The sequence below is a fragment of the Methylobacillus sp. genome (assembly GCF_036844465.1).
Taxonomy (GTDB): Bacteria; Pseudomonadota; Gammaproteobacteria; order Burkholderiales; family Methylophilaceae; genus Methylobacillus.
Window position 1 is genome coordinate 72,291 of record NZ_DAIUFW010000004.1, and the last position, 26,818, is coordinate 99,108.

The window sequence follows — 26,818 nt, forward strand, 5'->3', positions numbered from 1 at the left end:
TTAGGCGGAGAACTTGGAGCGGCCGCGTGCTGCGAAACCGATTAGGCCCAGGCCCAGTGCCAGCATGCCGTAGGTGCTTGGCTCTGGAACAGCAGCGGTGATGTTACCGCTGTAGATAGCCAGAGTGTTGCCCAGGGTGTTGGAGTTGCCAGAAATTCTGAGCCAGTACGTTGCAGGACCGCTAACATCAGCATTCAGACCACCGAAGGCAATTTTACCAAACAAGCCATTAACTTCACCGTTAGTAATCAGGCCGACACCATTACCCAACTCATCCCTAGAAGTGAAGAGGTCGAAACCTGTCAAAGAGAAAGTATTACCACCAGATGCGTTGCCACTGATATCAGCGCTCAGGTTGCGATAACCTTCAACATCAAAAGGAAGCCAATGAGTGAAAGCACCATCGGTACCAAAACCTTCATGGGCGAAATGGTAAGTTTCAATGTCAGCAGATGGGCTTTGATCGCCACCTTGAATAACTGGATTTGCGAATGCAGTAGCAGACGCGCCGATCAGTGAAACTGCCAACAGAATTGCCTTAATATTTGCTTGCATTTAATACCCCCTGCGTTGAAGTTAACAATTAACGTCGATTTGAAAATATGAGCTTTTCAAAAATTTTAGAATCCAAAGATGTATTTGAATCTGTGAATCCAGAATACGATGAATTGCAAGAAAAGGGCAATAGCCCGTTAGAACTAATGGGATCAGCGTAAGCCGACCCCGTAGTTTGATCTGTCGATGATCAGGTCCTGGAGCCTGCGACTGCGCGGTATACCAACGCGCCGATCACGCCGCCTACGATAGGCGCGATCCAGAACAGCCAAAGCTGGTCTATCGCCCATCCGCCTGCATATACTGCAACCCCCGTGCTGCGCGCCGGATTGACGGAGGTATTGGTCACCGGGATGCTGATCAGGTGAATCAGGGTCAGGGTTAGGCCAATGGCAATCGGCGCGAAACCTGCTGGCGCGCGCTGATCGGTGGCGCCCATGATGATGAACAGGAAGAAGGCCGTCATCACCACTTCAGAAATCAATGCCGCCGTCATGCTGTAACCACCCGGAGAATGCTCTCCATAGCCGTTGGAAGCAAAACTGGCAGTGACATCGAACCCGGCTTTGCCAGTGGCAATCAGGTATAGCACGCCGCCCGCGGCAATCGCACCCAGCACCTGCGCCACAATATAGGGTACGAGCTGGCTGCCGGAGAAACGGCCACCCGCCCATAAACCGACCGATACCGCAGGGTTCAAATGGCAGCCGGAAATATACCCAATGGCAAATGCCATGGTGAGCACAGTCAGGCCGAATGCCAGCGCCACGCCATGCAGTCCGATTCCGACCTCCGGAAATGCCGCCGCCAGGACAGCGCTACCACAACCGCCCAGCACCAGCCAAAATGTTCCTATGAATTCCGCACTATATTGACGCATCCTGATTCTCCTTGATCGCTAGTTATCACTATATTTATTGTCAAAATATACCGATGCCAGTATAGGAGATCACGGCTTCCGCCACATCAGCAGTCTCCTTTTCTATAAGCGGTCGAATACCGAACCAATATCCGGGTTGAACAAACGGTTGTACAACCGCGTGGCATATATATCCGTCATGCTGGCGATATAGTCGCAAATCACCCGCCTGGGCTCTGCGCTGCCGCGCCATTGCGCCAATTGCGCAGCGGGAAGCAAGCGCTCCGGGTTCTCCAGTAGCGTAGAAAACAGGCGCATGATCATCTGCTGCCCCTTGAATTCCAGCGCCTGTATCTGCGGCCTGCGGATGACTTCGTCAAACACAAACTTCTTGAGGATATCGAGCAAGGCGCGTGCTTCCGGCCGCATCTCCGCTTGCAGACGCAGTAACGGAGCAGTGAACTTCTGCTGCTCGCTGATGACGATATTGCCGATAAAGTAACCCACCAGCTTGCTGATGGCATGCTTGCGGTCGCGGTCATTGCCTGCGAACAATTTGCTGTTGTAGAAACCGGCATTCTGGCACAAGGGCGTACCAGGCAATTCCGCTGCTTGCGCCATCACCAGGGTATTCCATTGCCGCTCGGTCACCAGCTCGAGCGCCAGCGCATCTTCCAGGTCGTGCACGCCATAGGCAATGTCATCGGCAAGCTCCATGATAGAAGTATCGAACCCTTGGTAGCTTGACCTGGCGTGCCTGCCCGGCACAGGTTTGAATTGGCGGAACCGTTGTTTATCTGCCGCGATCAGTGGTGCCAATATCCAGTCCAGAATATCCGCCTCGTCATCATGGATGCATTTGGGCGGCTTGGCATGATCGATGTTGGTCAATGTCATTGGCGGCACTTCGCCGTAGCTCGCCACTTCCCGGTGCAAAACCGGGTATTTCAACAGGCCCAGCATGGTGCGCCGCGACAAATCCAGGCCATGCTCCGGCGAATATTCGCCCAAGCGACCGATGATGCGCAGGGTTTGGCCGTTGCCCTCGAATCCGCCATATAGATGCATATAGGCATTCAGCGCCACTTCGCCGCCATGGCCGAACGGCGGATGCCCCAGGTCATGGCCCAGGCAAATAGCCTCAATCAGGCTCATCGACGGTATCCAGGCGCTATATTCGGGATTCTGGGCATATTGCTGGCGCAATTGCTCGCAAATACCGGAGCCTATCTGCGCCACTTCGAGCGAATGCGTGAGTCGGGTGCGATAGAAGTCGCTATCGCCTATGCTGAAAATCTGGGTCTTGGATTGCAAACGCCGGAACGACGATGAATGGATGATGCGGGCACGGTCGCGCTGGTATTCGCTATCCACGGAATTGGAATTGAAAGCGGCCCCGGCATAACCGTCCGCATAGCGCCTGCGGTCTATCCAGGCTTGCATGGTGTCAGTCTGATCATTGTTCATGGCCATGATATTGCCACGAAAGCATACAAGCAGCCTACTTGTGTCCGAAGAGAATCAGAACGAGGGTTGGTCGAGCTGCCAATGCTGACGTCTATACACATCCATCAACATTGTTCCAGCGCGTGAATAATGAATTTCCGTACCGGTCGGCACCCCCAGCGTTTCCAGTTCGGAACGCAGGGTGGTGCGGGCAAAATCAATATCCGAAGTGGTGATGTCGATGCGTTGATATATTACTGGCAGAGCACCATCCTGCATAGAATCTCCCAAAGACTGGCCCCAGCCAATCACTTCTCCCGCCTTTGCCTCCTGCAACAGACGGGCCAGTTCATTTTCACGCTGATGAAACGGATCTGACCTGGCATGCAACTTCAAGGGTATCTTGACATAGACAAACGCTGTCTGGGGATGTTGATCAAACAACGTTCCCAGGCCTGTTCCATTATCGCTTGTATTTGCGCTCATCTTGCCAGCCTGTCTTGTCATTATTTTATCAACGGTCAGCCCTTCATGCACGTTGACACCAACTGCCACCCCTCCGTTACAACAATATGCCAACCAAGCTTGCCACATAAGCTTGACAGCAAAAAATCATTCAACCTTTTGCCATAATTGCGCGTAACTTTGCCACTTTACACGCGGGGCATAATTCCGCTCAGAGCTGGCAGGTTTTCCCAGGTTCAGCAAACCAATCATTCTGTCCTGCTCTTCAAACTGCATCACCTTGTGCAACAGATTATCTAGCGGCGCGGGCGTGCTGCTCCAGAACCCGCTATATCCCAGCAAATGCGCTGCATTCAGCATATTCATGACTGCAGCGCCTGCAGACAACATCTGCTCAAACCCAGGCGCCTTGGGATGCTGCGTCAGGCGTGCCGCCAACACGATGACAACAGGGGCGGTGGTGAGCTTGAGCGTGTATTTCCCCTGCAAGGCTTTCACCTGCTCAGTTTGCGCATCGGCATGCTGCAAAACTTGCTGTAACAACGTCAGCCGGTTATTACCCTGGACTACCTTGAAATGCCATGGATGCAAGCATGCATGGTCAGGCGCGACAGCGGCAGCCTGAAGTATCGTTTCCAGTTCATCTGGCGATGGCCCGGGTTTGGTTAATGGCCATGCGGAGCGGCGCGCGAGGATGGTTTGCAATGCCGCGGCATCGGGTATATTTGAGTGCATATAGTCCTTCAAAGCAAAAATGGGTAGTTCCAGTAGGGCTTGCCCATTTTATTCTAGCCTTTCAGGATTCAGACAACTCATTTATTCCGACGCCGTGCTGCCATCAGCAATGGCAACCCCGCAAGCAGCAAGGCAAAGTTTTCTGGCTCGGGAACTGCTGTGGTAATGCCTACTGTATAACCGTGCCAGTTTTCCGAGGTATGGGTAAATGAAATAGTGGTGTATGTCCCCTTGAGACGCACTACACCATGAAGCTCGCCGCTACCGGTGAGGCCTGTGCCAGCGCCATTCAATACTGCGCTGCCATTACCCCAGTAGCCCCCTCCAACACTGACGATCTCAATCGGCACGCCAAATTCCAGCTTGTTGCCATTCCAACTTACCAATGCAATCAATGGATCAACCACTGCTGATGAGAATACGATGGTTTCAGTACCACCACTACTCAATGCGATGATGTCAGAGGTACCTGGCGCATTACTGATATCGGCACTGATATAAGGTGTTGCGGGACTCCAGTAATTGGTACCGCCCGATGTCTGTACAAAGTTATAATTACTCGTATGGCTGGTAGTTACATCAATCAGACCAACATCCGAGTTAATGACACCAATGGCAGTATTTGCCGTGTTTGACGTCCAATCTGTCCAGTACACAGTATTAGCATGCGCAGTGCCTGCCAAAAGCAAGCTTGCGCTAAACGCCAATGACGTAATCAGTTTCATTGATACCCCTCCATGAAGATATTGATGAATTCCGGTCATATGGTTTAAAGAACTACCCACCCAGAACCGGAAAGACTCAAACATCTTTTATATTTAAAAATTTGACCCAGTGAAATACTGAGTCAAAGTCTACAAGCAATTTCAAACCCTGGCTTTAGTCTCTTTGGACTATTCCAGTAAATACAGTGGATTACCTCAAGCCAACTCCAGAACCACCGGCGTATGGTCGGACGGGCGCTCCAGCTTGCGTGGTCCCTTGTCTATCCAGCAACGCAGGCATTCGCTTTTTAATGCATCACTAACCAGGATATGATCGATGCGCAGCCCGAGGTTGCGGCGGAAACCCGCCATGCGGTAATCCCACCAGCTGAAGCTGGCCGGCTCCTGCTCGAACAAGCGGAAACCGTCATGCAGGCCCAAGGCTGCTATGGCGCGGAACGCCGCGCGCTCAGGCTCGCTCACCAGTACTTGGCCCACCCATGCCGCCGGGTCATGCACGTCGAGGTCTTCCGGGGCGATGTTGTAGTCGCCCAACAAGGCCAGTTTCGGGTGGGCGGCGAGTTCGGCTTTGAGATAGGCCGTCAGCGCTTCCAGCCATCCCAGCTTGTATTGGTATTTGTCCGAGTCCAGGCTCTGCCCGTTCGGGATGTAAGCGCATACTATCCTGATGCCATTGATCGTGGCGGCCAACAGCCGCTTCTGCTCATCATTCAACCCGGGGATGCCGAACATCACATCCTCGATCGCATGCGGGCTGAGAATTGCCACGCCATTATAGGTTTTCTGTCCGCTATGCACGGCGTTGTAGCCTGCTTCCTTCAATGCGTCATAGGGAAACTTGCTGTCCTCCTGCTTGGTTTCCTGCAGGCAGAGCACGTCCGGTTTTTCAGTAGCGATCCAGTCCAGCACGTGCGGCAGGCGGACATTGAGGGAATTGACGTTCCAGGTGGCGAGTTTCATAAAGCAATGTGTCGGGGAAATTGGTCAATCCCCGAGTGTATCACTGCTGGCAAATTATCCCGCAACCCAAGACATTGTCTTGCTGCCATGCATTATCAAACCGGCAGGCACAAAGCAGCGATAGCAAAATCAATCCGGTATATTGCTGCGGATCAAGCGGGAGAAATCTGGGTCCAGGCCTGCTGCTTTGGCCTTGTCGGTAATCCTTCCGTTTTGGCGCAATGCCTCCAGGGAGAAGCGCTTATCCAGGCCGCCGATGCCGTACAGGTATTCAGGCAGGTAGCCGGACAACAGCAGGCGGTAGTCCATGGGCAATCCCGGGATGATCTTGCGCACCATTTCATAGACCACCGTGGTGCAGTTGGCGGTCACCGTATGGTAGAAACGCGGCTTGGCCGCCAGTTGGTTCGCCTCGTCGGCATAGGCCAGGAAGAGCTCGCGCATCGCATCCTGCGGCATGTCGATGCGGTAGAGGTATACGTCCTCGCCGCGGATATTGGTGCGCACACGCACGATGTCGCGCTCGTCGGCCACGATCAGGCTGGTCTCGAACTCCTTGAAGAAGCCGCCGATTTCGGAAAAGGCTTCATGACGCTCCTTGCGGATTTCCACCGAGAATACCAGTTGGCGGCCGTCGGTGAATCCGAACGACACCAGGGTGTGGGCGATCGCCGGGCCGGTCCAGTAGGAAAGCAGCATATCCACGCTGCGAAGCTGGCCGAGGTCGTACTGGCGCTGTTCCCAGCGCGGGGTGTAGTCGGTCTCGCTGCGCCAGTCGAAATTGCGCACGTGGCTGAACGTGACGAAGTCGCCATGGCGGACGGCGGTCGTGGTCTCGGCGACATCTTCGGCCCACTCGCGCGTATTGGAAGGCTTGAGGCTCAGCCACCAGCCCAGCAGCAAGGCAAACATCACCATATAAAGCAGGCTGCCGCGCAGGACGCCATGCCGCCGCCCCACGAACACGCTCAATCCGGCGGCACCCAGCCATCCGGCAACCGCCAGCGTTTTCAATACCGGTAAAGGAAACTGGTAAAAAAGGGCAAACGCGCCCCAGCCGGCGCTCAGCACAAACGCTGCGCTTAGCAGGAGGCGGTTGAAAACGTGCAAACAGCGGCGTATGGAAAAATTCATGGAAAATCAGCTAGCGTGCCGCAATCGCATCCAGCCCGGCCAGGATGAAGCGCTTGATATGCTGGTGCAATGGCGCCGCCGCGCACGAAACGGGGGCAACGCAATGTTCCAGCACGCGCGGGTCCGTCATATAGGGGAACGAGCACAAGGAAAACATGCTCAGCAGGCAACGGTCCACCACAGCGGAATCAGCCGGCGCTCCCACGATCTCGCCCAATATCTGCTTGACGATGCCGGTCTTGGGAGACGTATCCAGCCTGAGGAAATCGATGAACTCGGACGAAGGCGAAGTCAGTTCGCGGAAGAACAGCCGTATCTGCCAATCCTGCGAGGCCTGCGCCACCAGCACCATGTCCAGTATCCGCTCCAGCTTCTCCCTGGCCGGGCGCTGGCTGGCCGCAATCGCCTCCAGCATTTCCATGCGCAGGATATACTGCGTCACGTCAGTCAATATTTCATGATACAGGCCCGCCTTGCTGCCGAAATGGTAGTTCACCGAGCCCACGGTGGCATTGGCGCGCTCGCAGATTTCCTTGCTCGTGGTGTCGCTGTAGCCGCGCTCGGCGAAAATCTCGCCCGCGGACTGCAAAAGCAGCTTGCGCGTGGCAAGTCCGTCGGAGCGGATTTCACGGCCCGCTAACGGTTGGCTTAATTGGGAAGAAGCATTCATGTTGTGCCCGATTAATGGTTGGCCGCTGCACTGAACCAAGGTGCAGCCTGGCAAAAACAGTTTCAATTGTAATTGAAACTAGAGTAAAGTAACCATTGTTGAGTTTAGAAATTACTTGTATCAGGGTAGGCAAAGCTTTCTTGCCCAGGCTAGCGAGATACGACAACAATGAAAACACCCACCTCTTTGCCGCAACCACGGAGCAGGCATCAGCACTGGCAGCTCGCAATTGCCGCCTTATGCCTCGCGCTCGCGGGCTGCAAATCCATGGCGCCCGATTATGAACGGCCGGCCGCGCCGGTGGCGGAACATTTCCCCCAGGCCGGCGCCGACACGGGCACCGATGTAGCCAGCCTGGCCTGGCAGGACTATTTCGCCGACGCCACCTTGCAAGGCCTGATCGGCGATGCGCTGGCGAACAACCGCGACCTGCGCAGCGCGATTCAGCGCGTTGAAGGCGCGCGGGCACTGTATGGCGTGCAACGGGCTGACTTATTCCCCGGCCTCAACGCACAGGGCAGCTTCGCCCGCTCGCGCACGCCGGAGGACATGAGCCTGATCGGGCGGCCCATGGTCCTGAGCGAATACCGCGCGGGGTTCGGCATCAGCAACTGGGAGCTGGATTTCTGGGGACGCATCCGCAGCCTCAGGGATGCCGCGCTCGAAACCTTCCTCGCCGCCGAGTCTTCGCAACGCGCTTCCGCCATCTCACTGGTGGCGCAGGTGGCGAACAGCTACCTCAACCTGCGCGAGCTGGACCAGCGCATCCTGATTGCCGAGAAAACCATAGAAAGCCGCCAGGAATCGGTACGGATTTTCCAGCGCAGGTTCGATGTCGGCTCCACCTCCAAGCTCGACCTGAAGCAAGTACAGGCGCTGCTCGCCCAGGCGCAGACGCTGCTCTACCAATTACAGCAATCCCGCGCCACCGAGCTCAACGCGCTCACCTTGCTGGTGGGCAAGCCCGTCGAGCTCGCTCCGGCCGGCCATGCCTTCTCCGAGACGAAGATGCTGCACCAGCTCAAGCCGGGACTGGCTTCCGAAGTACTGACGCAACGCCCGGACATCATTGCCGCGGAACACCTTCTCAAATCGGCCAACGCCAATATAGGCGCGGCGCGCGCGGCGTTCTTCCCGCGCGTCACGCTGACCACCTCGCTCGGCACCGCCAGCCGCGAGTTGAATGGACTGTTCGACGCAGGCAGCCATGCCTGGAGCTTCGCCCCCAGCGTTTCACTGCCGATTTTCGACGGCTGGCGCAACCGCTCCAACCTCGAGTTCGCCGAGGTCAGGCGCGACCTGGCCGTGACCAGCTACGAGCAAACCATCCAGGCCGCATTCCGCGAGGTGGCGGACGCCCTGGCCGCCCAGCACGGCATACGGCAGCAACTGGTCAGCCAGCAGGAGATGCTGGATGCCCAGGCGGAACGCGCCCGCCTCGCCAAGCTGCGCTACGACCATGGCGCCACCTCGTATTTCGAAGTGCTGGACGCCGAGCGCAGCCTGCTGGACGTTGAACAGCAACTGGTGCAAATGCAGCGCGCACTCTTCTCCAGCCAGGTCAGCCTGTATACTGCGCTGGGCGGCGGATCGCAATCCATTGCCGCATCCTCGCCCATCACTCCCATCAGCCGGCAGCCCGCCAATTGAACGGATCACGCCATATGAACCCAACAATCAAGAAATTCGCCCCGCTCGTGATCATTGCCGCATTGGCCGCCGGCGGCTTTTATGCCTGGCAGGCCATGAACGGCAACAGCAACACCGAAGGCCTCGCCAGCGGCAACGGACGGATAGAAGCCATAGAAATCGATGTCGCCACCAAGCTGGCAGGCCGCGTCGACGAAATTCTGGTCAACGAGGGCGATTTCGTCGAGAAGGGGCAACCGCTTGCCAACATGCAGGTGCAAGTGCTGGATGCGCAGCGCGATGAAGCGCGTGCACAGCACCAGCAGGCGCTCAACAGCGTGGTGGCCGCTCAGGCGCAGGTCGCCTTGCGCGAAAGCGACAAGCGCGCCACGCAAGCGCTGGTGACACAGCGCGAGAGCGAGCTAGACGCCGCCCAGCGCCGCCTGGCGCGTTCCGAGACGCTCTCGGCCGAAGGCGCTTCCTCCATCCAGGAACTGGATGACGACCGCGCCAGGGTGCGCAGCGCACAGGCCGCCGTCGAGGCCGCCAAGGCGCAAGTCGCCGCATCGCAGGCCGCCATCGATGCGGCCAAGGCACAGGTGATAGGCGCCAGCTCGACCGTGGCGGCGGCGGAAGCCACCATCGCCCGCATCGAGGCCGACATTACCGACAGCCAGCTCACCTCGCCCCGCGCCGGCCGCGTGCAGTATCGCGTGGCGCAGCCGGGCGAAGTGCTTGCCGGCGGAGGCAAGGTGCTCAACCTGGTCGACCTCTCGGACGTCTACATGACCTTCTTCCTGCCAGAAGCCGCCGCAGGCAAGCTGGCGATGGGCGCAGAGGCGCGCATCATCCTCGATGCCGCGCCGCAGTACGTCATCCCTGCCACGATTTCCTTTGTCGCCAGCACCGCGCAATTCACGCCCAAGACGGTGGAAACCGAGAGCGAGCGGCAGAAACTGATGTTCCGCGTCAAGGCGCAGATAGACCGCGAGCTGTTGCAGAAACACCTGAAACTGGTCAAGACCGGCCTGCCCGGCGTGGCCTGGGTCAAGGTGGACAACCAGGCAGAATGGCCGGCTGAACTGGCGGTGAAAGTACCAGAGTGAGCGACACCCGGCAGCAGACGGCGCCTGTGGTCCGCTTGCAGGACGTCAGCCTGCATTACTGCAAGATCACGGCGCTGGACGGCATCAGCCTCGATATTCCGGCCGGCTGCATGGTGGGCATGATAGGCCCGGACGGCGTCGGCAAGTCCAGCCTGCTGTCGCTGGTGGCGGGCGCAAGGGCGGTGCAGGCGGGCAAGGTGGAGGCGCTGGGCGGCGATATGTCCAGCAAGCAGCACCGAGACGACGTCTGCCCGCGCATCGCCTACATGCCGCAAGGCCTGGGCAAGAACCTCTACCCGACATTGTCGGTGGAGGAAAACCTGCAGTTCTTCGGCCGCCTGTTCGGCCATGACGCGCAGGAGCGCAGGCGGCGCATCGACGACCTCACGCGCAGCACCGGCCTGCAGAAGTTCCTCGACCGCCCGGCGGGCAAGCTTTCCGGCGGCATGAAACAGAAGCTGGGCCTGTGCTGCGCATTGATCCACGACCCCGACCTGCTGATCCTCGACGAGCCCACCACCGGCGTCGACCCGCTCGCCCGCGCCCAGTTCTGGGATCTGATAGAACGCATCCGCCAGGAAAGAAACAGCATGAGCGTCATCGTCGCCACCGCCTACATGGACGAGGCGCAGCGCTTCGACTGGCTGGTGGCGATGGATGACGGCCAGGTGTTGGCGACGGGCACGCCGCAGGAACTGCTTGAACGCACGGGCTCCAGCTCCCTCGAAACCGCGTTCATCGCGCTGCTGCCGGAAGAAAAGAAGCAGGGCCACGAGGAAGTCACGATTCCGCCGTTGCCCGAGGGCGACGGCAGCGACACGGACATCGCCATCGAGGCCAAGGACCTCACCATGCGTTTCGGTGATTTCGTCGCCGTCGACCATGTCAGCTTCCGCATCCGCCGCGGCGAGATTTTCGGCTTTCTAGGCTCTAACGGCTGCGGCAAGTCCACCACCATGAAAATGCTCACCGGCCTGCTGCCCGCCAGCGAAGGGCAGGCCTGGCTGTTCGGGCACGAAATCGATCCCAGGGATATCGATACCCGCCGCCGCGTCGGCTACATGTCGCAGGCGTTTTCGCTCTATACCGAGCTGACCGTGCGGCAGAACCTGGTGCTGCATGCCCGCCTGTTCCACGTGCCGGAAGCGGACATTCCCGCCCGCGTGGATGAAATGGTGCAGCGCTTCGACCTGGAAGAAGCGCTCGACAGCCTGCCGGACGGCCTGCCGCTCGGCATTCGCCAGCGCCTTTCGCTGGCCGTCGCCATGGTACACAAGCCCGAGCTGCTGATCCTCGACGAGCCGACCTCCGGCGTCGACCCGGTCGCCCGCGACAATTTCTGGCGCCTGTTGATCGAGCTGTCGCGCCGCGACCGGGTCACCATCTTCATCTCCACCCATTTCATGAACGAGGCCGAGCGCTGCGACCGCATGTCGCTGATGCATGCAGGCAAGGTGCTGGTCAGCGACACGCCTGCCAACATCGTCGCGCAGCGCAACGCCGATACGCTGGAGCAGGCCTTCATCGACTACCTGGTGGAAGCCGGCGGCGGCACTGACGCCAGTACCGACCCCGCCCGGCAAACCAATCATTCAACGCCGGATATCGCGCAAGGCAACCACCAGGCCCCGCGCCGGTTTTTCAGCCTCAACCGCATGTTCAGCTACCTCTGGCGCGAAATGCTGGAGCTGCAGCGCGACCCGGTACGCGGCGGCCTCGCCCTGGCGGGCTCGATGCTGCTCATGTTCGTCATGGGCTTCGGCATCAGCATGGACGTCGAGGACCTGACCTATGCCGTGCTGGACCGCGACCAGACCACGCTGAGCCAGAACTATGCGCTCAACCTGTCCGGCTCGCGCTACTTTATTGAAAAGCCGCCGATCCGGGACTACCAGGAGCTGGACCAGCGCATGCGCAGCGGCGAACTTTCCCTCGCCATCGAGATACCGCCGGGATTCGCCCGCGACGTGCAGCGCGGCAGCCGGGCCGAAATCGGCGCCTGGGTGAACGGCGCCATGCCGCAGCGCGCCGAGACGGTGCAGGGCTATGTGCAAGGCATGCACCAGCAATGGCTGCAGCAACAGGCGCAGGAGCGCCTGGGCGTCACGGTCGCGAGCGCGGCCACCATAGAGACGCGCTACCGCTACAATCCCGACGTGCGCAGCCTGCCCGCGATGGTTCCCGCGGTGATCCCGCTGCTGCTGCTCATGCTGCCCGCGATGCTGTCCGCCCTCTCCGTGGTGCGCGAGAAGGAGCTGGGCTCCATCATCAACCTCTATGTGACGCCGGTGACCCGCACCGAATTCCTGCTCGGCAAGCAATTGCCCTATGTCGCGCTCGCCATGCTGAATTTCCTGCTGATGGTATTGCTCGCCGTGACCGTGTTCGACGTGCCGGTCAAGGGCAGCTTCGCCACGCTGGTGCTGGCGGCCTTCCTCTATTGCATCGTGGCCACCGGCATCGGCCTGCTCGCTTCCACCTTCACCCGCAGCCAGATTGCCGCGCTGTTTTTCACCATGATCGCCTCCATCGTCCCGGCGGTGCAGTTCGCCGGCATGCTCAACCCGGTCTCGTCGCTGGAAGGCGCGGGCCGCATCGTCGGCGAGATCTATCCGACCACCTACATGCTGATCATCACGCGCGGTGTGTTCAGCAAGGCGCTGGATTTCTCCGACCTGCACGCCTCGTTCTGGCCGCTGTTGGTCGCCATTCCCGTGGTCCTGGTGACGACCATCCTCCTGCTGAAGAAACAGGATAAATGACATGAAGCGCCGCCTGATTCCATTCGAGAGCATTGCCCCATGCGCCATTTAGCCAACATCTACCGGCTAGGGGTCAAGGAGCTCTGGAGCCTGATCCGCGACCCGATCATGCTGGTGCTGATCGGCTACACCTTCACGCTCATGATCTACAGCTCGGCCACCGCAGTGCCGGAAACCCTGCACAAGGCCCCGATCGCCATCGTCGACGAGGATGCCTCGCCCTTGTCCGCGCGCATCATCTCCGCGTTCTACCCGCCGCACTTTTCCACACCGCCGCTGATCACGCAAAGCCAGATCGACCCGGGCATGGATGCCGGCGACTACACGTTCGCCCTGCATATCCCGCCCGATTTCCAGCGCGACGTGCTGGCCGGCAAATCGCCCGCGCTGCAGCTCAACGTCGACGCCACCCGCATGTCGCAAGCGTTTTCCGGCAACCGCTACATCCAGGAAATCGTGCTCACCGAGGTCAACGAATTCGTACAGCGCTATCGCAGTGTCACCGAGCTCCCCATCGAGCTGGCGTTGCGCATGCGCTTCAACCCCAGCCTGATCCAATCATGGTTTGGCGCCATGAACGAAATCATCAACAACATCACCATGCTCTCCATCATCCTTACCGGCGCGGCGCTGATCCGCGAGCGCGAGCATGGCACCATCGAACACTTATTGGTGATGCCGGTCACGCCGACCGAGATCATGCTGGCCAAAGTCTGGTCGATGGCCTTGGTAGTGCTGGTGGCCTCGACCTGCTCCCTGCTGTTCGTCGTCGAAGGCTTGCTGAAGGTGCCCATCCAGGGCTCGATCGGCCTGTTCCTGCTGGGCGCCACCCTGCATTTGTTCGCCACCACCTCCATGGGCATCTTCATGGCGACGCTGGCGCGCAACATGCCGCAGTTCGGCATGCTGTTGATCCTGACCCTGCTGCCGTTGCAAATGCTGTCCGGCGGTCTCACGCCGCGCGAAAGCATGCCGGAATTCGTGCAGAACATCATGCTGCTGGCACCGACCACCCACTTCGTGGAACTGGGACAGGCGATCTTGTTCCGCGGCGCCGGGCTGGATGTGGTCTGGGGTTCTTTCCTGGCACTGTTGCTGATCGGCACCGTGCTGTTCATCGTCTCGCTGACGCGTTTCCGCAATACGATCAGACGCATGGCTTAGAACGACTAACAAAACTCTCCTGGCGTTGTTGCCCTGCCTTGTCGTACTCATTGTACTGCCTGCGGCAGAGCGCCTAGCCAGGAGCGCTTCGCTGAGTTTTGTTAGCCGTTCTAGTAGATTATGGTGATACCGTCTACCAACGCTCGCGGCTCCATGCGCGCTGGCCGGCTTTGTCGTGAAACGTCCAGGCGACGAAACGGCTTTTCTTCTGCCCCTGTGCCATGTCGATTGTCTTCACCTTGTACGCACCCGCCGCCCTCAGGCTGCGGTATACCGCCGGCAACGTCGCGGCCTTGGATACCAGCGTAGTAAACCAGAGGCATTGCACGCCCACCGCCGCGCTTTCCTTGACCATACGGCTGATGAACGCCTCTTCGCCGCCTTCGCAATACAGCTCGGCGGCCTGCCCGCCAAAATTGAGTCGGTTGCCTGGCTGATCGCTTGACTTACGGCTTGGTCTGGCAGGTTGCATGCCTTTGCCCGCAGGCTTGCCGCGGCTGCGCTCCAGGTTATGCCACTTGCGCTGCGTCCCCGCCATGGCCGCCGCCTGCGATGCATGGAACGGCGGGTTGCACATGGTCAGGTCGAAACGCTCATTTTCTTGCACCACCCCTGAGAACACCGCCCCTGCGTTGCGCTGCAAGCGCAATTCGACCGCATCGGCAAGGCCAGGATTGGCTGCCACGATCACTTGCGCATTCTCCAGCGCCTCGGTATTGATGTCGGTACCGACGAAATGCCAGCCATATTCTCTCTGACCGACGATGGGATACACCAGGTTGGCGCCTGTGCCGATATCCAGCACCCTGACGTTGCCGCCGTATGGCATGTTCCCGTCATTGCCTGCGGCCAGCAGGTCTGCCAGGCAATGCACATAATCCGCGCGGCCGGGAATCGGCGGACAGAGAAATTGCGGTGGGATGTCCCATTCCGCAATGCCGTAGTAATGCTTGAGCAAGGCCTGGTTCAAGGTCTTGACCGCCTGCGCATCAGCAAAGTCGATGCTGGCATCCTGATATTGATTGAGCCTGACAAACGCGGCCAGGGCTGGATGGGCTTCGACCAGCAACGCAAAATCGTAGCGCTGGCGGTGCCGGTTGCGCGGATGCAGGCCGGATTTCTCGTCCGGGACGGAACGCTTGATCATGGGCTGGTTAATGAACGCGCTATCTTGCGAACGCATCCATGAGCAGGAATATCCCTTCCTGCCGCCGGTACTGGTTGATGGCCGGCACCAGCCGCCGGAAATGCTCGGTCTGGCAATGAATGTCCAACGCCGCCTGGTCAGGCCACTCCTCGACAAAGATGAAATGCCCAGGGTCTTTCTGGTCGGTGAACAGGTCGTACGCAATGCATAACGGTTCCTGCCGTGTCTTCTCGACCAGCTCCGCATAAAGCGGCGCTACCAGGTCAATATATTCCGGCTTGATAAAATCCTGCGCGATCACTTTCAACATGGCAACTCGTTCCTTCCCACTTTGTTTGGTTTGGCGGCTATCGCCTGCACCACCGAGGCCAGCCCGGTATGGTAAGCGCCTTCCACCACCTCGCGCTCCACTTCCTGCAGCCACTGGAAAACGAATCCATGCAATTCGCGGCTCAGTATGGCTTGGGTCATCATTGCGTCCGCATCCTTGCCGCCGCCGGTGCCGTATTCCAACTGCCCAGGCGTGTAGGCCTCCAGCAGGAATACCCCGCCGGGCTTTAGCCCCTTGACGATCTTGGGAAAGACAACGGCCTTCAAGGCCGACGGCATGGGACAGAAAATCGAGACGATGCCGTCCCATTGCTGCTCGCCGAAATCGAAACTGGCGAGGTCGGCATGGATGCATTCAATCTCGACGCCATTCTCCCTGGCAAGCTTCCCGGCCTTTTCCAGCCCGACGGCGGAACTGTCCACCGCGGTCACGGCGTATCCATACCTAGCCAGGAATACCGCATTGCGTCCTTCACCCTCGGCAATGCTCAGCACCCGGCCCTGGGGAATGGCGCGGAAATGCTCCGCAAGAAAAGTATTCGCGGCCTTGCCGTAAGCATAATCCTCGGTGCCGTATCGTTCGTCCCACATGGTAATTGCTCCAGCGCTATTGCTAATCCAGTTTGCCGTCCTGGCGGATGAACCGCGCCAGCACCGCAAGCAGCTCTGGCATGACAGGCAGCTCCGGCTGGGTATAGGTATTCCAGTTCTGCGCACGATCCGCTACCGATCTCTTGAAAATATGGTTCATGCCATCAATCGAAATCACTGTCGCCCTTTGATTCGCCGCCCCCAATAACCATGCATCCTCTGCATCCACCTGAATATCCGCTGTGCCCTGCACCACCAATATTGGCATCTTTAATTTGGCAATTTCTTTAGCCGGATCGTACTTGAACCACGAAATCAGGTACGGCTGCACGCTGGGCCGGAACAATGCCTGCAAGGCAGGGTACACCGGGTCTACCGTCTTGCCCTGCTTCAGCCTCTCGATCACCGGCAATGCCATGGACTGTATCTCGGCAGGCTGGGTAGCCAATTGCATCTGCAGCAATTGGTCAGCGGGCCGGCCCGGCCCGGCAATCGAAACAAAGTTCGCCACCTTGGCCTGCCGCGCAGCCAGCATGCCGAGCAGCGACCCCTCGCTGTGGCCGATCACGGTGACCTTGCCAAAGCGCTTGTCCCGCGCAAGCCATTTCACCCAGTCCCGCACGTCGGCAGCATATTGCTCAAAACGCAAATCCTCTTCCCTCGGCGCGGCGCTCATGCTCTGGCCCACGCCGCGCTTATCGTAGCGCAAACTCGCAATCCCATACTGCGCCAACGCATCGGACAACTGCAACAAGGCGTTGTGATGCAGGCCGGGCTGGTTGCCGTTCCTATCTGTTGGGCCAGACCCTGCTACCAGGAGGACCACCGGCATGCCTCGCTTTGCTTCGGGCACCAGCAATGTTCCATCGAGAACGCCGTTGGCGGTTTGCAATCGCACGACGGATTCCTCCAAAGCCGCATATACGCGGCTTTGCATGGATAACATCAGGCAAATAGCGATAAAAAAAGAACCTACATAAACGCGCATGACAGGACTATTTTGGAATTGGGCGAGGATATACATCTGCCATCAACAATGCCGCAACACATTCCATCATACCTCATTCGCCATAGCTAACTAGAGCGCATGGAACCAACAATCCGCAAAAATAGAGTAAATTCCTACCATCAAACTCAAGATCAAGGATCATCATGACTGCACTCGTCTCTCCCGTTACCGACCTCCTGAACTCCCAGTCCATCCCGTTCACCGTGATTGAAATCCCGTTGAGCGAAGACAAGAAACCGATCCGCAACCTGGAAGAGCTATTGCAGAGCCAGGGACTGGATCCGAAATCGGTAGTGCGCAGCGTATTGTTTCGCACTGGCTCCGAGCAATTCATCATGCTTGCCGTCGCAGGCGGCGGACGGGCGGACTGGGCGATCCTGCGCAACCACCTCAATGAACGCAAACTGCGCATGGCGGAATATGACGAAGTGCCCGAAGCGACAGGCTATATCGTCGGCGCCGTACCGCCAATTGCATTGCCCGCAGAGCTCAAGGTACTGGTGGACAATAGCGTGAAAGATTTTGAAACCGTGGTGATCGGCAGCGGCGTGCTGGGCTATGCTCTGGCGCTGAAAGGCACTGACCTGCTGCGGGTGCTGGGCGATGCAGAGCAGGGAAATTTTTCCAAGGCGTAATTCAAAAGCGGTTGATGATACCGCTGACAACTCCTATTGCTTATCCCACCGGGCAATGGCGCAGTCCAGACGGGAATCAGGCTGAGTATGCTGTTAGCCATCCGTTTGACGCTCACAGATAAAATGAGTATCAAGGGGTCCCGGATTTACATCATCTGCAAGCATCGACAATATCCATTGCAACGTCACCGCCATACCCGAACCTGAGCCAATGATGCATACAGATAATTTTTGTTGACATACAAGAAAAATTCGCTTTAATCTTGCATCCAGCATGCATCTTAACCAGCCTTGGGAGATACTCATGAACTCCGCCAGTACCAAAGTTGAACATTCAGTCGGCAGCCATGTGGCTAAGCATTCCAGCCTTCCAACACAGAAACCAGAGACGCTTTACAACCGGGTCGGTGGCGAAGAAGGGTTGCGCAAGCTGATCGAGACGTTTTACGACATCATTGAATTCGAGCCACTGGGGCGCAATTTGCATATCCTGCACCTCAAAGGCCATGGCGTTGCGCATTCCCGTATCGAGCAATTCAACTTCCTGTCCGGTTTTTTTGGCGGCCCTCAGCTTTATATCGAAAAATACAAGCACTCCAACGTCCGCCAAATGCATGTTCATGTGGAAATCGACGCAGCCGCCCGCGATTCATGGCTGGAGTGCATGCTAACCGCCATTGATCGTGTGGGTTTGCCAGCAGACGTGAAAGACGATCTGATGACCCACTTCACGCGCGTTGCCTTCCAGTTGAAAAACAAGGATTAAGACAGCTCCAGCAAACGCTGGATGGGGCATGAAAACATCACGCGGCTGGTTTATTTCCACTGCTCACATGCCACTTCCATGCTGCGCTCGCCATCGCTGATCCAAAGCTGACCGTCCTGAATGGTGCATTGCAGCGCCATCGTGCGCTGCGCCAGTTCAGCCAGCGCCTTGGTCTGTTCTTGCGGCAGGTTGAATATGCGCACATTCCTCAGCCGCGCCAACCCACTGCTGTTCTGCTCAAACCACATCTCCGCCGTGCGTCCGCCATACGCATAGACAATCACCTCATCCGCGCGCCCGCTGGCCTTGCGGATCAGCCTTTCATCCGGCAAACCCACGTCTATCCATTGCTCGATCTTGCCGGTAAAGTCCTTGCGCCAGAGGTCGGCCTCATCGTCATCCGTCATGCCCTGCCCGAACGCCAGCATCTCATGCGCATGCAAGGCAAATGCGAGCAAGCGCACCATCATGCGCTCATCGGTTTCCGAAGGATGCCGCGCCAACGTCAGCGCATGATCTTGATAATAATGTCGCTCCATATCTGCAATCTGCAGGCTGGTCTTGAATACGGTGGATTTGAGCGCCATGGAATACCCTGGGAAAATCAATCAAGTTGCAGAGCTTAACGCATGTTTGTAGCGAACCACCATACTAACTTGAAGTAAGACTGGCAATGCCTGGGCAAGTGGGTGCAACACCCTCATCGAGATGCAAAGCTGCCTGACGGGATTGGTATTCATTGGTTCACCTCATACCAACTGACAGGAGTCGCAGGATACATTCTTGTGCTTCCCATCTCCTGAATACATGGAAGCGAGACACATTGCCTGCCTGCCGTGGTTTAATCTCACTTTGATTCAATGATTGGGCATGGTAATCATGGCATCCACAGAAAAAACGTTAGACACTAACCAAGGTAATGACCCAGGCAAGAAACCCGGCATCATTGCCTTGCTGCTGTCTGTATTTTGTGTGCCTTTGCTCGGTGTGCTGGTGGGGATATTTGCGCTTCTCAAATCGCGCACCGTTGGGCAGAGGAACTTATTCGCTATCCTCGCCATCGGCATCAACCTGGTCTACACCATTTTGCTGGCACTATTCCTGGTCAGCGCCAGTTATGTATCAAAAGGCAAGGTAGAGCAGCAGAAACAGGAAGAGGCGATTGAAGCGTTAGCCTTGCAGCAACATGGCCCAGTCAATACAGACCGTATTGCGCAAGAACTGCTTGATAAGCTGAAAAATTTCCATGCAATTCATGGCGTTTACCCTTCTTATGATCAATTTCTGTCCGAGCACGGCCCGTTAGCTTTATCGGACGAGCAGCGCGAGGCGTTGGTCAATACAGCAGCACCGCGAAGCACCCGCGTGGGTTTCCAGGCTTGCGTGGCGTCCAATGGCGTCAGCAGCGGCGTGATGCTCCGGCCAGGTTCCGGCAATACGCCATTGGTTGCGGGAGATTGCAGGAATATTGCCGCCAGGCGCGAATAATCCTTTGCCACCCCAGACATCAGGAGAAAACAATGCAACGCAAGACGATTCAAGATTTTGATTCCGAAGTAATGCAGGCCTATGACGAATATACCCATGGAGAAATCAGTCGCCGGGATTTTCTGAGCCGGGTGGCAAAGTTTGCCGTGGCGGGGTTGACTGCGGAAGGGCTACTCGCCGCCTTGTCCCCGCAATTTGCATTGGCGGAACAGGTATCGCCTGACGATAAACGCCTGCAGGCAGCGTGGCTTGAGTTTCCTTTCCCACAAGGAAACGGGACAGTGAAAGGTTATCTGGTCAAACCTGCCAATGCCACGGGCCGCCTGCCAATAGTGATGGTGGTGCATGAAAACCGTGGTTTGAATCCGCATATCCAGGATATTGCCCGGCGCATTGCGCTGGATGGCTTTATCGCCTTTGCGCCAGATGCACTGGCTCCCTTGGGCGGATACCCGGGCGATGAGGATGCAGCGCGGGCATTGTTTGCCAAGCTTGACCAGGAAAAAACGCGTGAGGATTTTGTTGCCGCTGCAATAGCGCTCAAACAATTGCACGAGGGCAACGGCAAGTTAGGCGTGGTCGGTTTCTGCTATGGCGGCGGTATCGCCAATTTCCTGGCAACCAGGCTACCCGAACTGGATGCTGCCGTGGCATTCTATGGCGCGCACCCAAACGCCGAGGCTGCAGCAAAGATCAAGGCACCCTTGCTGGTGCATCTGGCAGAACTGGATGAGCGCATCACATCAGGCTGGCCTGCCTATGAGCAAGCGCTCAAGGCTGCGGGGGTGAATTACCAGGCCTATATCTATCCCGGCGTGCAGCATGCCTTCAACAACGATACAACGCCGCGTTACGACGAAGCCGCAGCAACGCTCGCCTGGCAACGCACCATGGCCTTCTTCAACCAGTATTTGCGGCCTTGATCATCCGCGTTGTTTGGGCGTTGCATGCCAGGCGTGGGGGGGGTTACGCATGAGCACACACTATTAGAGTTGCTACTCTTGTCCCTGCACCGTAATAGTCTGCCCCATGCATTCCACCATCTGCCCGGCACGAATTTTGGCAGTCTTGCGCGTTTCCGGCTGGCCATCCACCTGCACCAGTCCTTCCGCCACCATGGCCTTGCCCCGGCCGCCCGAATCAGCGATACCCACAAGTTTGAGCAGGTTGCAAAGCTCGATATAGTCACCGCGTAACGTAAATTCCATGGTTTATCTCTGTGATGATTGAATGCCCGCGATTAGACCATGTTTTATCGGGGCAAGAAATGAGGGCAAGGGTGCTTTCGCGTAAAATGTTGTCACATTCATTTGTTCAGGTGCGATATGCAGATGCTTCCACAAACAGAGCCTCGTTTTTCCCAGGCAATTGCCGCATTTGACGCGCGTAACGCCAGGGATCCCAACCAGTCGCTCGTCAATGGCATTGCTGTTCCCAAAGAGCTGGCTTATGCGCAACGCATGTCGGAGATGCTGCAACGCTATGCGCCACAGGCATCCGAGGCTGTGCAACTGGCAGCACGCTGCCAGCATATCGAGCGCTGGACCCTGCCGCGCGAAGCTTACCCGATGACCAAGCCCGGCTATCATCAATGGCGGCGCAAGCTCAAGGAATATCACGCCCAAGTGGCGCGCGAGATCATGCAGCAGGCCGGATACGACACTGAAACCATGGACAGCGTAGCGGCGCTGGTCAGCAAGGATGCGCCGCTGGCAAATGCCGAGATGCAGCTATTGGAAGATGTGATCGTAATGGTGTTTGTCGAGCACTATCTGGAAGAATTTGTCGGCCAGCATCCTGAATACGATGTAGCCAAATGGAAAGATATTCTGCACAAGACCTTGCGCAAGGTTTCACCAGCCGGGCATCAAGCCTTATTGACGCAGATAAAGCTACCGCAAGCTTTGGTGCCATTGATTCAGGAAGTCATGACAGAAGGCGGATGGATACCCACCGCCGGTTGAATCAGTCGACTTTCCAGTCTTTGAGCGGATGCTCCAGCGTGTTGTCATTGTAGGCACGCACCACTTGGGAAATGACCACTTGGTAGCCATTTAGCCACGCACCCTGCGCGGCTTTGGCTTCAAGATGCTTAGGGTGTTGCATGAGTTCATGCAGGCCGGTCATTTCCGTCCAGTAATACACGGTACAGATACGCCCATTCTGTGGATTTTCCCAAGCCTCTTCCCCGGCATAGCCGGTAGTTTGTCGCGCAAAAATAGCTATTTCCTCATCCAGCCAATGAAAACGCTCATCAAGTTGCTTTTTCTCAAAAATAAAGGTGGCAGAAAACATCCCCTTATTCTTTCAAGGCCAACGGCAAGCCAGCCGCAATAAAGCTGACCTTATTGCAGAGTGAAGCCACCGCCTGGTTGAGCCGCCCGGCTTCATCCTGGAACTGGCGGTTGATTTCCCCCAGCGGCACGATGCCCATGCCGACTTCATTGCTGACAAACAGTATTTTTCCCGGCAGGCCAGGCAATGCTTCCAGCAAGGCGCTGCGCTCTGCCTGCCAATCCACGCCTTCCGGCGGTGCGCACTCCGGGCAGATGCATTGCGCCAGCCACAAGGTCAGGCAGTCCACTAACAAGCAGCGCCCAGGCGCAGCTTGCGCTTGGAGTGTTTCCGCCAGCTTGTGCGGCACTTCCACGGTCTGCCAGTGCACCGGACGGCGTTGTTGGTGATGACTGACACGTTTGCCGAATTCGCTGTCATATACCTGCGCGGTGGCGATATAAATGACTTCCAGCCCACTTTCGCTGGCAAGTTTTTCCGCGTAGGCACTCTTGCCCGAGCGTGCGCCGCCAAGAATCAGGTGGTGGTCATGTGCGTTCATGTTCAACTCCAGTGCTTGCTGTGCGCCTGCTGCACGCCCCAGCGCTGGATGATGGTTTGCAACTGCTTCAAGCCATGCTGTATGAGAGAAGGGCCGGGCTGCAGGATATCATCGGCATTGATTTCATATATCTGCCCGGCTTGCACAGCAGGGATAGCATCCCAGCCCGGCCTCGCCAGCACCTGCTCCGGCTGGAATTTCTTGCCGCACCAGGAACCAATAATGATATCTGGCTGCTTCTGGATGACTATGGCAGGATCGGCAATAATGCGGTCCTTGGCGGACTTGAAGGCTGACAGTTCGGCAAAGCAATCCGTCCCGCCAGCAATTTCTATCAGCTCGCCCACCCACTGAACACCGCTGATCAACGGTTCATTCCATTCTTCGAAATAGACCCTGGGCGCTCGAGGCAGGTAGCTGGCAGTGTCTGCCACCTGGCGCATGGTCTGTTGCAGGCTTTCGATCAAGGCAGCCGCACGGTCATTGGCATGCGTCAATGCGCCCAGCGTGGCAATCATGTCCAGAACGCCTTGCACCGAACGCTGATTGAACACATGCACTTCCACCCCAATCCGCACCAGCTCGGCAACGATATTGGTCTGCAGATCAGAAAACGCCAGCACCAGGTCGGGCCGCAATGCAAGAATCTTGTCGATATTGGCCGTGCTGAATGCCGATATCCGGGGCTTTTCCTTGCGGGCGATTGCCGGACGGGTAGTAAAGCCGGAAATGCCGACAATACGGGATTGCTCTCCCAGCAGGTACAGCACTTCCGTGGTTTCCGCCGTCAGGCAGGCAATGCGTTGCGGGCCTTTCATTACCGATATTTCAGGCGTTTGCCTTGGCGCGGTGCGCGCGGATGTAGCGGAACAGATGCACGCCAGCCCAAACGATGGCGAAATACATCATGGAATAGCCCAGGTAGACCGGTAGGTAATTCCAGCCATGCTGTATAGTCTCGTGCAGCCCATTATTGGGGAACCGGCCCGAGAACAGGTAATAGGTCTGGGTGGAAATCACGAACGCCATCACAGTGGTTACCAGCGTAACCGGCACATAGCGCACGAGAGAAAAAGCATCCGGCTGCTTGCTCAGCCAGCGTCCGCCCAGCCACATCGCGCCATAGGCCAGAATCAGGCCCCAATAGCCATCCGTGAGGCAAAAACCCTGATAGGGATCCAGCGCGGCAGCGCCGAAATCAATAATGGCGGCAATGATGAAGAACAGCACAAACCAACCAGCACGCCACAACAACATGCCACCCAGCAGAAATACCGCCAGGCTGGCATCCGGCAAAGCCACACTGGTCATTGCATGGCCGCCACGCGTGAGCAGCATGAAGAAAAACAGCAGCATGGCAATGCCGCCCTGTTGCAACAGGAAATGTCGATTGGATTGGATATTCATATCGAAAATAAAATATGTAGATATAAAGCCAAGATGATAACACCGCACGCCTGCCCAGAATAAGAAAACAGCCCGCCGGCAAAAAGCCGGCCAGACTGTTTACTATTCAAGCTCTTTCCGGGCAAATGCCGGTAACGGCTTATGGTTGAGGCGTGTAACTGACGCTGAAGAATACGTTGGAGCCGGGGGTATTGTAGTATTCAGCAATGTTATTCATCGTATCAACAATCTTGGCTAATGCATAATTCTTATCGAAGATGTTGTTAGCTCGTGCTAGCAGTCTCCATTCAGGGTTGACCTGATACTCGGCCACCATATTGAATAAGGTGTATCCCCCCAGTCGAACAGTATTCGCCACATCGTTATATCTTGCGGAAGAACTCACCACTTCACCGCCTATGCGCAGTTTGTCCAACTGATAAGACAGGTTCAGGCTGCCATGACGGTTGGCGCGCAATTGCAACAACTTATCGTTTTCATCATTACGTGGAGATTGAATATCTACATTACCGCGTAATGTCCAGGCATTCCACTGATGACTACCCGCTAATGTCAGGCCTTGAATTTTGGCGCGATCAATATTGTTGGAGGCAAATATAGCTGAGTCATAGACAATCAGATTACGTACCCTGTTTTCATAAACCGTGGCAGAAAAACTGGTCTGTTTGTCGTTGTAACGCACACTGGCTTCCACACTATCCGACTTTTCTGGCTCAAGATTGGGATTGCTGCTTCTTCCAAAAATGGGATGCGCAGGCCAGTATAGCTGGTTGAAGGATGGAGCGCGGAAAGCACTGCCATAATTGGCAGTCACTTGCCATGCATCGCTGATCTGGTAGCCATACCCAATATTGCCGGTATCGTTAGTACCGTATTGCGAGTTATGATCAACGCGATAACTGAGTTGTGCGGAATGCGCGCCTTGGCTCAGCGAGTAAATCGCGGCATAACCATCATTATCGCGGCTGGTTTTGTCATATTGAGTGGTGGAATCCAGTCGCTGTTCCAGCCTGTCATATAACAAGGTCAGAGTGCCCATAGGCAAAGTAATATCATTCTGCCAAGAGATCTGACGTTGCTTGGTATCAAAGTAGGTTTTGCCATAATCCGCATCATAGTCTGTAGCATCGTTACGGCCCTCACCTATGCGGATGGTCGAATGCCAGCTCTCGGTAAACTGGTTGCGACTGAAAATGGAATAGCCAAGTTGTCTTGTCATATTGTGATTGGAAAAAGGTACCGAGCTGAATAGGTTGTCATAGCGGTTATGGCCTTCGCTGGAAAAAAACTGGATACCCACACTGTGGCCAGAAACAATCTGATAGCTCAGTGAACCATTCACAGCAAGGTTACGATAGCCGTCATGATCTTTACGCCAAGAGCTATGGGTTCTCAGTGCGGAAAAACCATCAGTATCATAGCTAGAAACATTCAGTGCAAAGCTAGTATCGCCTACGCGACCACTGAAACCAGCATCTGCAGTTTTGGTGTTATAGGAACCATAACCAGCAGAAGCATAGAAGCGCGGCGCACCTTTGCCCTGTTTAGTGAAAATCTGGATTACACCGCCAATGGCATCTTGACCGTATAGGCTGGAAGCCGGGCCGCGCAGGATTTCAACACGCTCAATTTGGGCAGCAGGAATATTCTCTAAAGCGGTTGTGCCATCTGTCCCGGAATTGATACGTATACCATCGACTAACACAATGACATGGTTGGAATTGGTGCCACGCATAAATAAGAAGCCACTCTTGCCAGCGCCACCATTATGGGAAATTTCAATGCCAGGCTGGGTTTGCAGCAATTCCAGCAACGTGCTCTGACCCGCGCGCGCAATATCGGCGGTTTCGATGACGCTGACATCGCCGATCACGGCTTTGCGTTCTTGCGGAATTCGGCTGGCAGTGACGACGACATCCTCATCCAGCGTCACGACAGGCTCCGCCCAGACAACAGCGGGAAAAGCGAGACTGACCAGGCTCGCAATAGTAAGTTTTTTCATGTGGCTTCCTTGAAGTGCATGCGGCCCCGCATGCAGGACAAAATTCAGGAAAACCAAAGAAAAATGGCAATGATGCCGGGCAATGGAATTGCCAGGAATTACAGACCGTCACCCCGCGGTTTTCCAATGTTTGTATCAGGCCGGTCTCCGGGCTTGCGAGTTAAGATCACTCAGATGTCTCCCGCCTTCCCATGACTTGTGTTTTGTCACAGTGGCATCGTGGCAGACATGACTCGCTTACCGTTGCGGGGGCAGCGCAGGCATTGTTTTGCATCAAAAAACGCACCTGCTTCCCAGTTTCACCCTTGCACCCGCCTTGCAGCAGATGGTCAGGCACCTGACAACTGGCGCGCATTATACTTGAATTGGCCCAGGAATGAACGTGAGCGATAGAGGC

The 26,818-nt window shown here is 56.7% G+C and carries 30 protein-coding genes and 1 riboswitch; of the genes, 9 read left to right on the plus strand and 21 right to left on the minus strand.

Features of this window, described 5'->3' with window-relative positions; all coding sequences use genetic code 11:
* From V7Z75_RS06720 to V7Z75_RS06760, 9 genes are all read right to left on the minus strand, one after another.
* On the minus strand, positions 1-555 hold the full coding sequence (locus V7Z75_RS06720) for an FxDxF family PEP-CTERM protein (RefSeq protein WP_334107862.1): 555 nt from the start codon (positions 553-555) through the stop codon (positions 1-3).
* Positions 556-745: 190 nt separating this feature from the next.
* Positions 746-1,435 (minus strand): aquaporin Z, encoded by a 690-nt coding sequence (gene aqpZ / locus V7Z75_RS06725; RefSeq protein ID WP_334107863.1) that lies wholly within the window; start codon positions 1,433-1,435, stop codon positions 746-748.
* A gap of 102 nt (positions 1,436-1,537) precedes the next feature.
* Positions 1,538-2,887 (minus strand): anti-phage deoxyguanosine triphosphatase, encoded by a 1,350-nt coding sequence (locus V7Z75_RS06730; RefSeq protein WP_334107864.1) that lies wholly within the window; start codon positions 2,885-2,887, stop codon positions 1,538-1,540.
* A gap of 48 nt (positions 2,888-2,935) precedes the next feature.
* Positions 2,936-3,397 carry a hypothetical protein gene (locus V7Z75_RS06735; protein ID WP_334107865.1) on the minus strand — a complete coding sequence of 154 codons (462 nt, stop codon included), beginning with the start codon at positions 3,395-3,397 and terminating at the stop codon, positions 2,936-2,938.
* A gap of 75 nt (positions 3,398-3,472) precedes the next feature.
* Positions 3,473-4,060: a nitroreductase family protein gene (locus V7Z75_RS06740; protein WP_334107866.1), complete on the minus strand. Its 588-nt coding sequence runs from the start codon at positions 4,058-4,060 to the stop codon at positions 3,473-3,475.
* Between the two features lie 77 nt (positions 4,061-4,137).
* Positions 4,138-4,869, minus strand: coding sequence for a PEP-CTERM sorting domain-containing protein (locus tag V7Z75_RS06745; protein WP_334107867.1), 732 nt, complete (start codon positions 4,867-4,869; stop codon positions 4,138-4,140).
* Between the two features lie 111 nt (positions 4,870-4,980).
* Positions 4,981-5,745: an exodeoxyribonuclease III gene (xth, locus tag V7Z75_RS06750; protein ID WP_334107868.1), complete on the minus strand. Its 765-nt coding sequence runs from the start codon at positions 5,743-5,745 to the stop codon at positions 4,981-4,983.
* A gap of 129 nt (positions 5,746-5,874) precedes the next feature.
* Complete coding sequence (locus V7Z75_RS06755; protein WP_334107869.1) at positions 5,875-6,879, minus strand: Lnb N-terminal periplasmic domain-containing protein; 1,005 nt, start codon at positions 6,877-6,879, stop codon at positions 5,875-5,877.
* Between the two features lie 10 nt (positions 6,880-6,889).
* Entirely contained in the window at positions 6,890-7,549 is a 660-nt protein-coding gene (locus V7Z75_RS06760; RefSeq protein ID WP_334107870.1) for a CerR family C-terminal domain-containing protein, read from the minus strand.
* A 186-nt stretch (positions 7,550-7,735) separates the two neighbouring features.
* Between V7Z75_RS06760 and V7Z75_RS06765 the strand changes: the two genes are divergently transcribed.
* The 4 genes from V7Z75_RS06765 to V7Z75_RS06780 are packed head-to-tail and all read left to right on the plus strand — an operon-like array spanning position 7,736 to position 14,210.
* On the plus strand, positions 7,736-9,199 hold the full coding sequence (locus tag V7Z75_RS06765) for an efflux transporter outer membrane subunit (RefSeq protein WP_334107871.1): 1,464 nt from the start codon (positions 7,736-7,738) through the stop codon (positions 9,197-9,199).
* A 14-nt stretch (positions 9,200-9,213) separates the two neighbouring features.
* Positions 9,214-10,284 carry an HlyD family secretion protein gene (locus V7Z75_RS06770; RefSeq protein WP_334107872.1) on the plus strand — a complete coding sequence of 357 codons (1,071 nt, stop codon included), beginning with the start codon at positions 9,214-9,216 and terminating at the stop codon, positions 10,282-10,284.
* Positions 10,281-13,046 carry a ribosome-associated ATPase/putative transporter RbbA gene (gene rbbA / locus V7Z75_RS06775; protein ID WP_442919891.1) on the plus strand — a complete coding sequence of 922 codons (2,766 nt, stop codon included), beginning with the start codon at positions 10,281-10,283 and terminating at the stop codon, positions 13,044-13,046. Before V7Z75_RS06770 ends, rbbA begins: the two co-directional genes overlap by 4 nt.
* A gap of 39 nt (positions 13,047-13,085) precedes the next feature.
* The gene (locus V7Z75_RS06780) at positions 13,086-14,210 is read left to right on the plus strand and encodes an ABC transporter permease (RefSeq protein WP_334107873.1); all 1,125 of its coding nucleotides are present in this window, start codon (positions 13,086-13,088) and stop codon (positions 14,208-14,210) included.
* A 133-nt stretch (positions 14,211-14,343) separates the two neighbouring features.
* Here V7Z75_RS06780 and rlmF read toward each other — a convergent pair whose 3' ends face one another.
* Genes rlmF through V7Z75_RS06800 form a run of 4 tightly spaced genes read right to left on the minus strand, consistent with a single transcriptional unit; the run spans position 14,344 to position 17,215 of the window.
* Positions 14,344-15,357: a 23S rRNA (adenine(1618)-N(6))-methyltransferase RlmF gene (rlmF, locus tag V7Z75_RS06785; RefSeq protein WP_334108077.1), complete on the minus strand. Its 1,014-nt coding sequence runs from the start codon at positions 15,355-15,357 to the stop codon at positions 14,344-14,346.
* 19 nt (positions 15,358-15,376) lie between these two features.
* A complete protein-coding gene (locus tag V7Z75_RS06790) occupies positions 15,377-15,667 on the minus strand; it encodes a putative quinol monooxygenase (protein WP_334107874.1) in 291 nt (96 codons plus the stop codon).
* The gene (locus tag V7Z75_RS06795; RefSeq protein WP_334107875.1) at positions 15,661-16,278 is read right to left on the minus strand and encodes an SAM-dependent methyltransferase; all 618 of its coding nucleotides are present in this window, start codon (positions 16,276-16,278) and stop codon (positions 15,661-15,663) included. The genes V7Z75_RS06790 and V7Z75_RS06795 overlap by 7 nt, the downstream gene beginning before the upstream one ends.
* A 22-nt stretch (positions 16,279-16,300) precedes the next feature.
* Positions 16,301-17,215 carry an alpha/beta hydrolase gene (locus V7Z75_RS06800; RefSeq protein ID WP_334107876.1) on the minus strand — a complete coding sequence of 305 codons (915 nt, stop codon included), beginning with the start codon at positions 17,213-17,215 and terminating at the stop codon, positions 16,301-16,303.
* 215 nt (positions 17,216-17,430) lie between these two features.
* Here V7Z75_RS06800 and V7Z75_RS06805 point away from each other — a divergent pair, with 215 nt between their 5' ends.
* Positions 17,431-17,922: an aminoacyl-tRNA deacylase gene (locus tag V7Z75_RS06805; RefSeq protein ID WP_334107877.1), complete on the plus strand. Its 492-nt coding sequence runs from the start codon at positions 17,431-17,433 to the stop codon at positions 17,920-17,922.
* A 93-nt stretch (positions 17,923-18,015) separates the two neighbouring features.
* On the opposite strand, the gene V7Z75_RS06810 is transcribed toward V7Z75_RS06805, so the two are convergent.
* The gene (locus V7Z75_RS06810; protein WP_334107878.1) at positions 18,016-18,228 is read right to left on the minus strand and encodes a hypothetical protein; all 213 of its coding nucleotides are present in this window, start codon (positions 18,226-18,228) and stop codon (positions 18,016-18,018) included.
* Here V7Z75_RS06810 and V7Z75_RS06815 point away from each other — a divergent pair.
* A complete protein-coding gene (locus V7Z75_RS06815; RefSeq protein ID WP_334107879.1) occupies positions 18,227-18,688 on the plus strand; it encodes a group II truncated hemoglobin in 462 nt (153 codons plus the stop codon). The two genes, V7Z75_RS06810 and V7Z75_RS06815, sit on opposite strands and share 2 nt — an antisense overlap.
* Positions 18,689-18,738: 50 nt before the next feature.
* Here V7Z75_RS06815 and V7Z75_RS06820 read toward each other — a convergent pair whose 3' ends face one another.
* Positions 18,739-19,275 (minus strand): YaeQ family protein, encoded by a 537-nt coding sequence (locus V7Z75_RS06820; protein ID WP_334107880.1) that lies wholly within the window; start codon positions 19,273-19,275, stop codon positions 18,739-18,741.
* A gap of 292 nt (positions 19,276-19,567) precedes the next feature.
* Between V7Z75_RS06820 and V7Z75_RS06825 the strand changes: the two genes are divergently transcribed.
* The gene (locus V7Z75_RS06825) at positions 19,568-20,176 is read left to right on the plus strand and encodes a hypothetical protein (RefSeq protein WP_334107881.1); all 609 of its coding nucleotides are present in this window, start codon (positions 19,568-19,570) and stop codon (positions 20,174-20,176) included.
* A gap of 32 nt (positions 20,177-20,208) precedes the next feature.
* The gene (locus V7Z75_RS06830) at positions 20,209-21,099 is read left to right on the plus strand and encodes a dienelactone hydrolase family protein (protein WP_334107882.1); all 891 of its coding nucleotides are present in this window, start codon (positions 20,209-20,211) and stop codon (positions 21,097-21,099) included.
* Positions 21,100-21,171: 72 nt separating this feature from the next.
* Here the strand turns inward: V7Z75_RS06830 and V7Z75_RS06835 are convergent, their stop codons facing one another.
* Entirely contained in the window at positions 21,172-21,384 is a 213-nt protein-coding gene (locus V7Z75_RS06835) for an RNA-binding S4 domain-containing protein (protein WP_334107883.1), read from the minus strand.
* A 123-nt stretch (positions 21,385-21,507) separates the two neighbouring features.
* Between V7Z75_RS06835 and V7Z75_RS06840 the strand changes: the two genes are divergently transcribed.
* Entirely contained in the window at positions 21,508-22,140 is a 633-nt protein-coding gene (locus V7Z75_RS06840; protein WP_334107884.1) for a DUF4202 domain-containing protein, read from the plus strand.
* A gap of 1 nt (position 22,141) precedes the next feature.
* Here the strand turns inward: V7Z75_RS06840 and V7Z75_RS06845 are convergent, their stop codons facing one another.
* From V7Z75_RS06845 to V7Z75_RS06865, 5 genes are all read right to left on the minus strand, one after another.
* The gene (locus tag V7Z75_RS06845) at positions 22,142-22,471 is read right to left on the minus strand and encodes an antibiotic biosynthesis monooxygenase (RefSeq protein ID WP_334107885.1); all 330 of its coding nucleotides are present in this window, start codon (positions 22,469-22,471) and stop codon (positions 22,142-22,144) included.
* A 4-nt stretch (positions 22,472-22,475) separates the two neighbouring features.
* On the minus strand, positions 22,476-23,012 hold the full coding sequence (gene cobU, locus V7Z75_RS06850) for a bifunctional adenosylcobinamide kinase/adenosylcobinamide-phosphate guanylyltransferase (RefSeq protein ID WP_334107886.1): 537 nt from the start codon (positions 23,010-23,012) through the stop codon (positions 22,476-22,478).
* A gap of 2 nt (positions 23,013-23,014) precedes the next feature.
* Positions 23,015-23,830 carry a cobalamin-binding protein gene (locus V7Z75_RS06855; protein ID WP_334107887.1) on the minus strand — a complete coding sequence of 272 codons (816 nt, stop codon included), beginning with the start codon at positions 23,828-23,830 and terminating at the stop codon, positions 23,015-23,017.
* A gap of 10 nt (positions 23,831-23,840) precedes the next feature.
* On the minus strand, positions 23,841-24,419 hold the full coding sequence (locus tag V7Z75_RS06860; protein ID WP_334107888.1) for a hypothetical protein: 579 nt from the start codon (positions 24,417-24,419) through the stop codon (positions 23,841-23,843).
* 139 nt (positions 24,420-24,558) lie between these two features.
* The gene (locus tag V7Z75_RS06865) at positions 24,559-26,292 is read right to left on the minus strand and encodes a TonB-dependent receptor domain-containing protein (RefSeq protein ID WP_334107889.1); all 1,734 of its coding nucleotides are present in this window, start codon (positions 26,290-26,292) and stop codon (positions 24,559-24,561) included.
* A gap of 250 nt (positions 26,293-26,542) precedes the next feature.
* A riboswitch (cobalamin riboswitch) is annotated at positions 26,543-26,777 on the minus strand.
* Positions 26,778-26,818 lie beyond the last annotated feature (41 nt).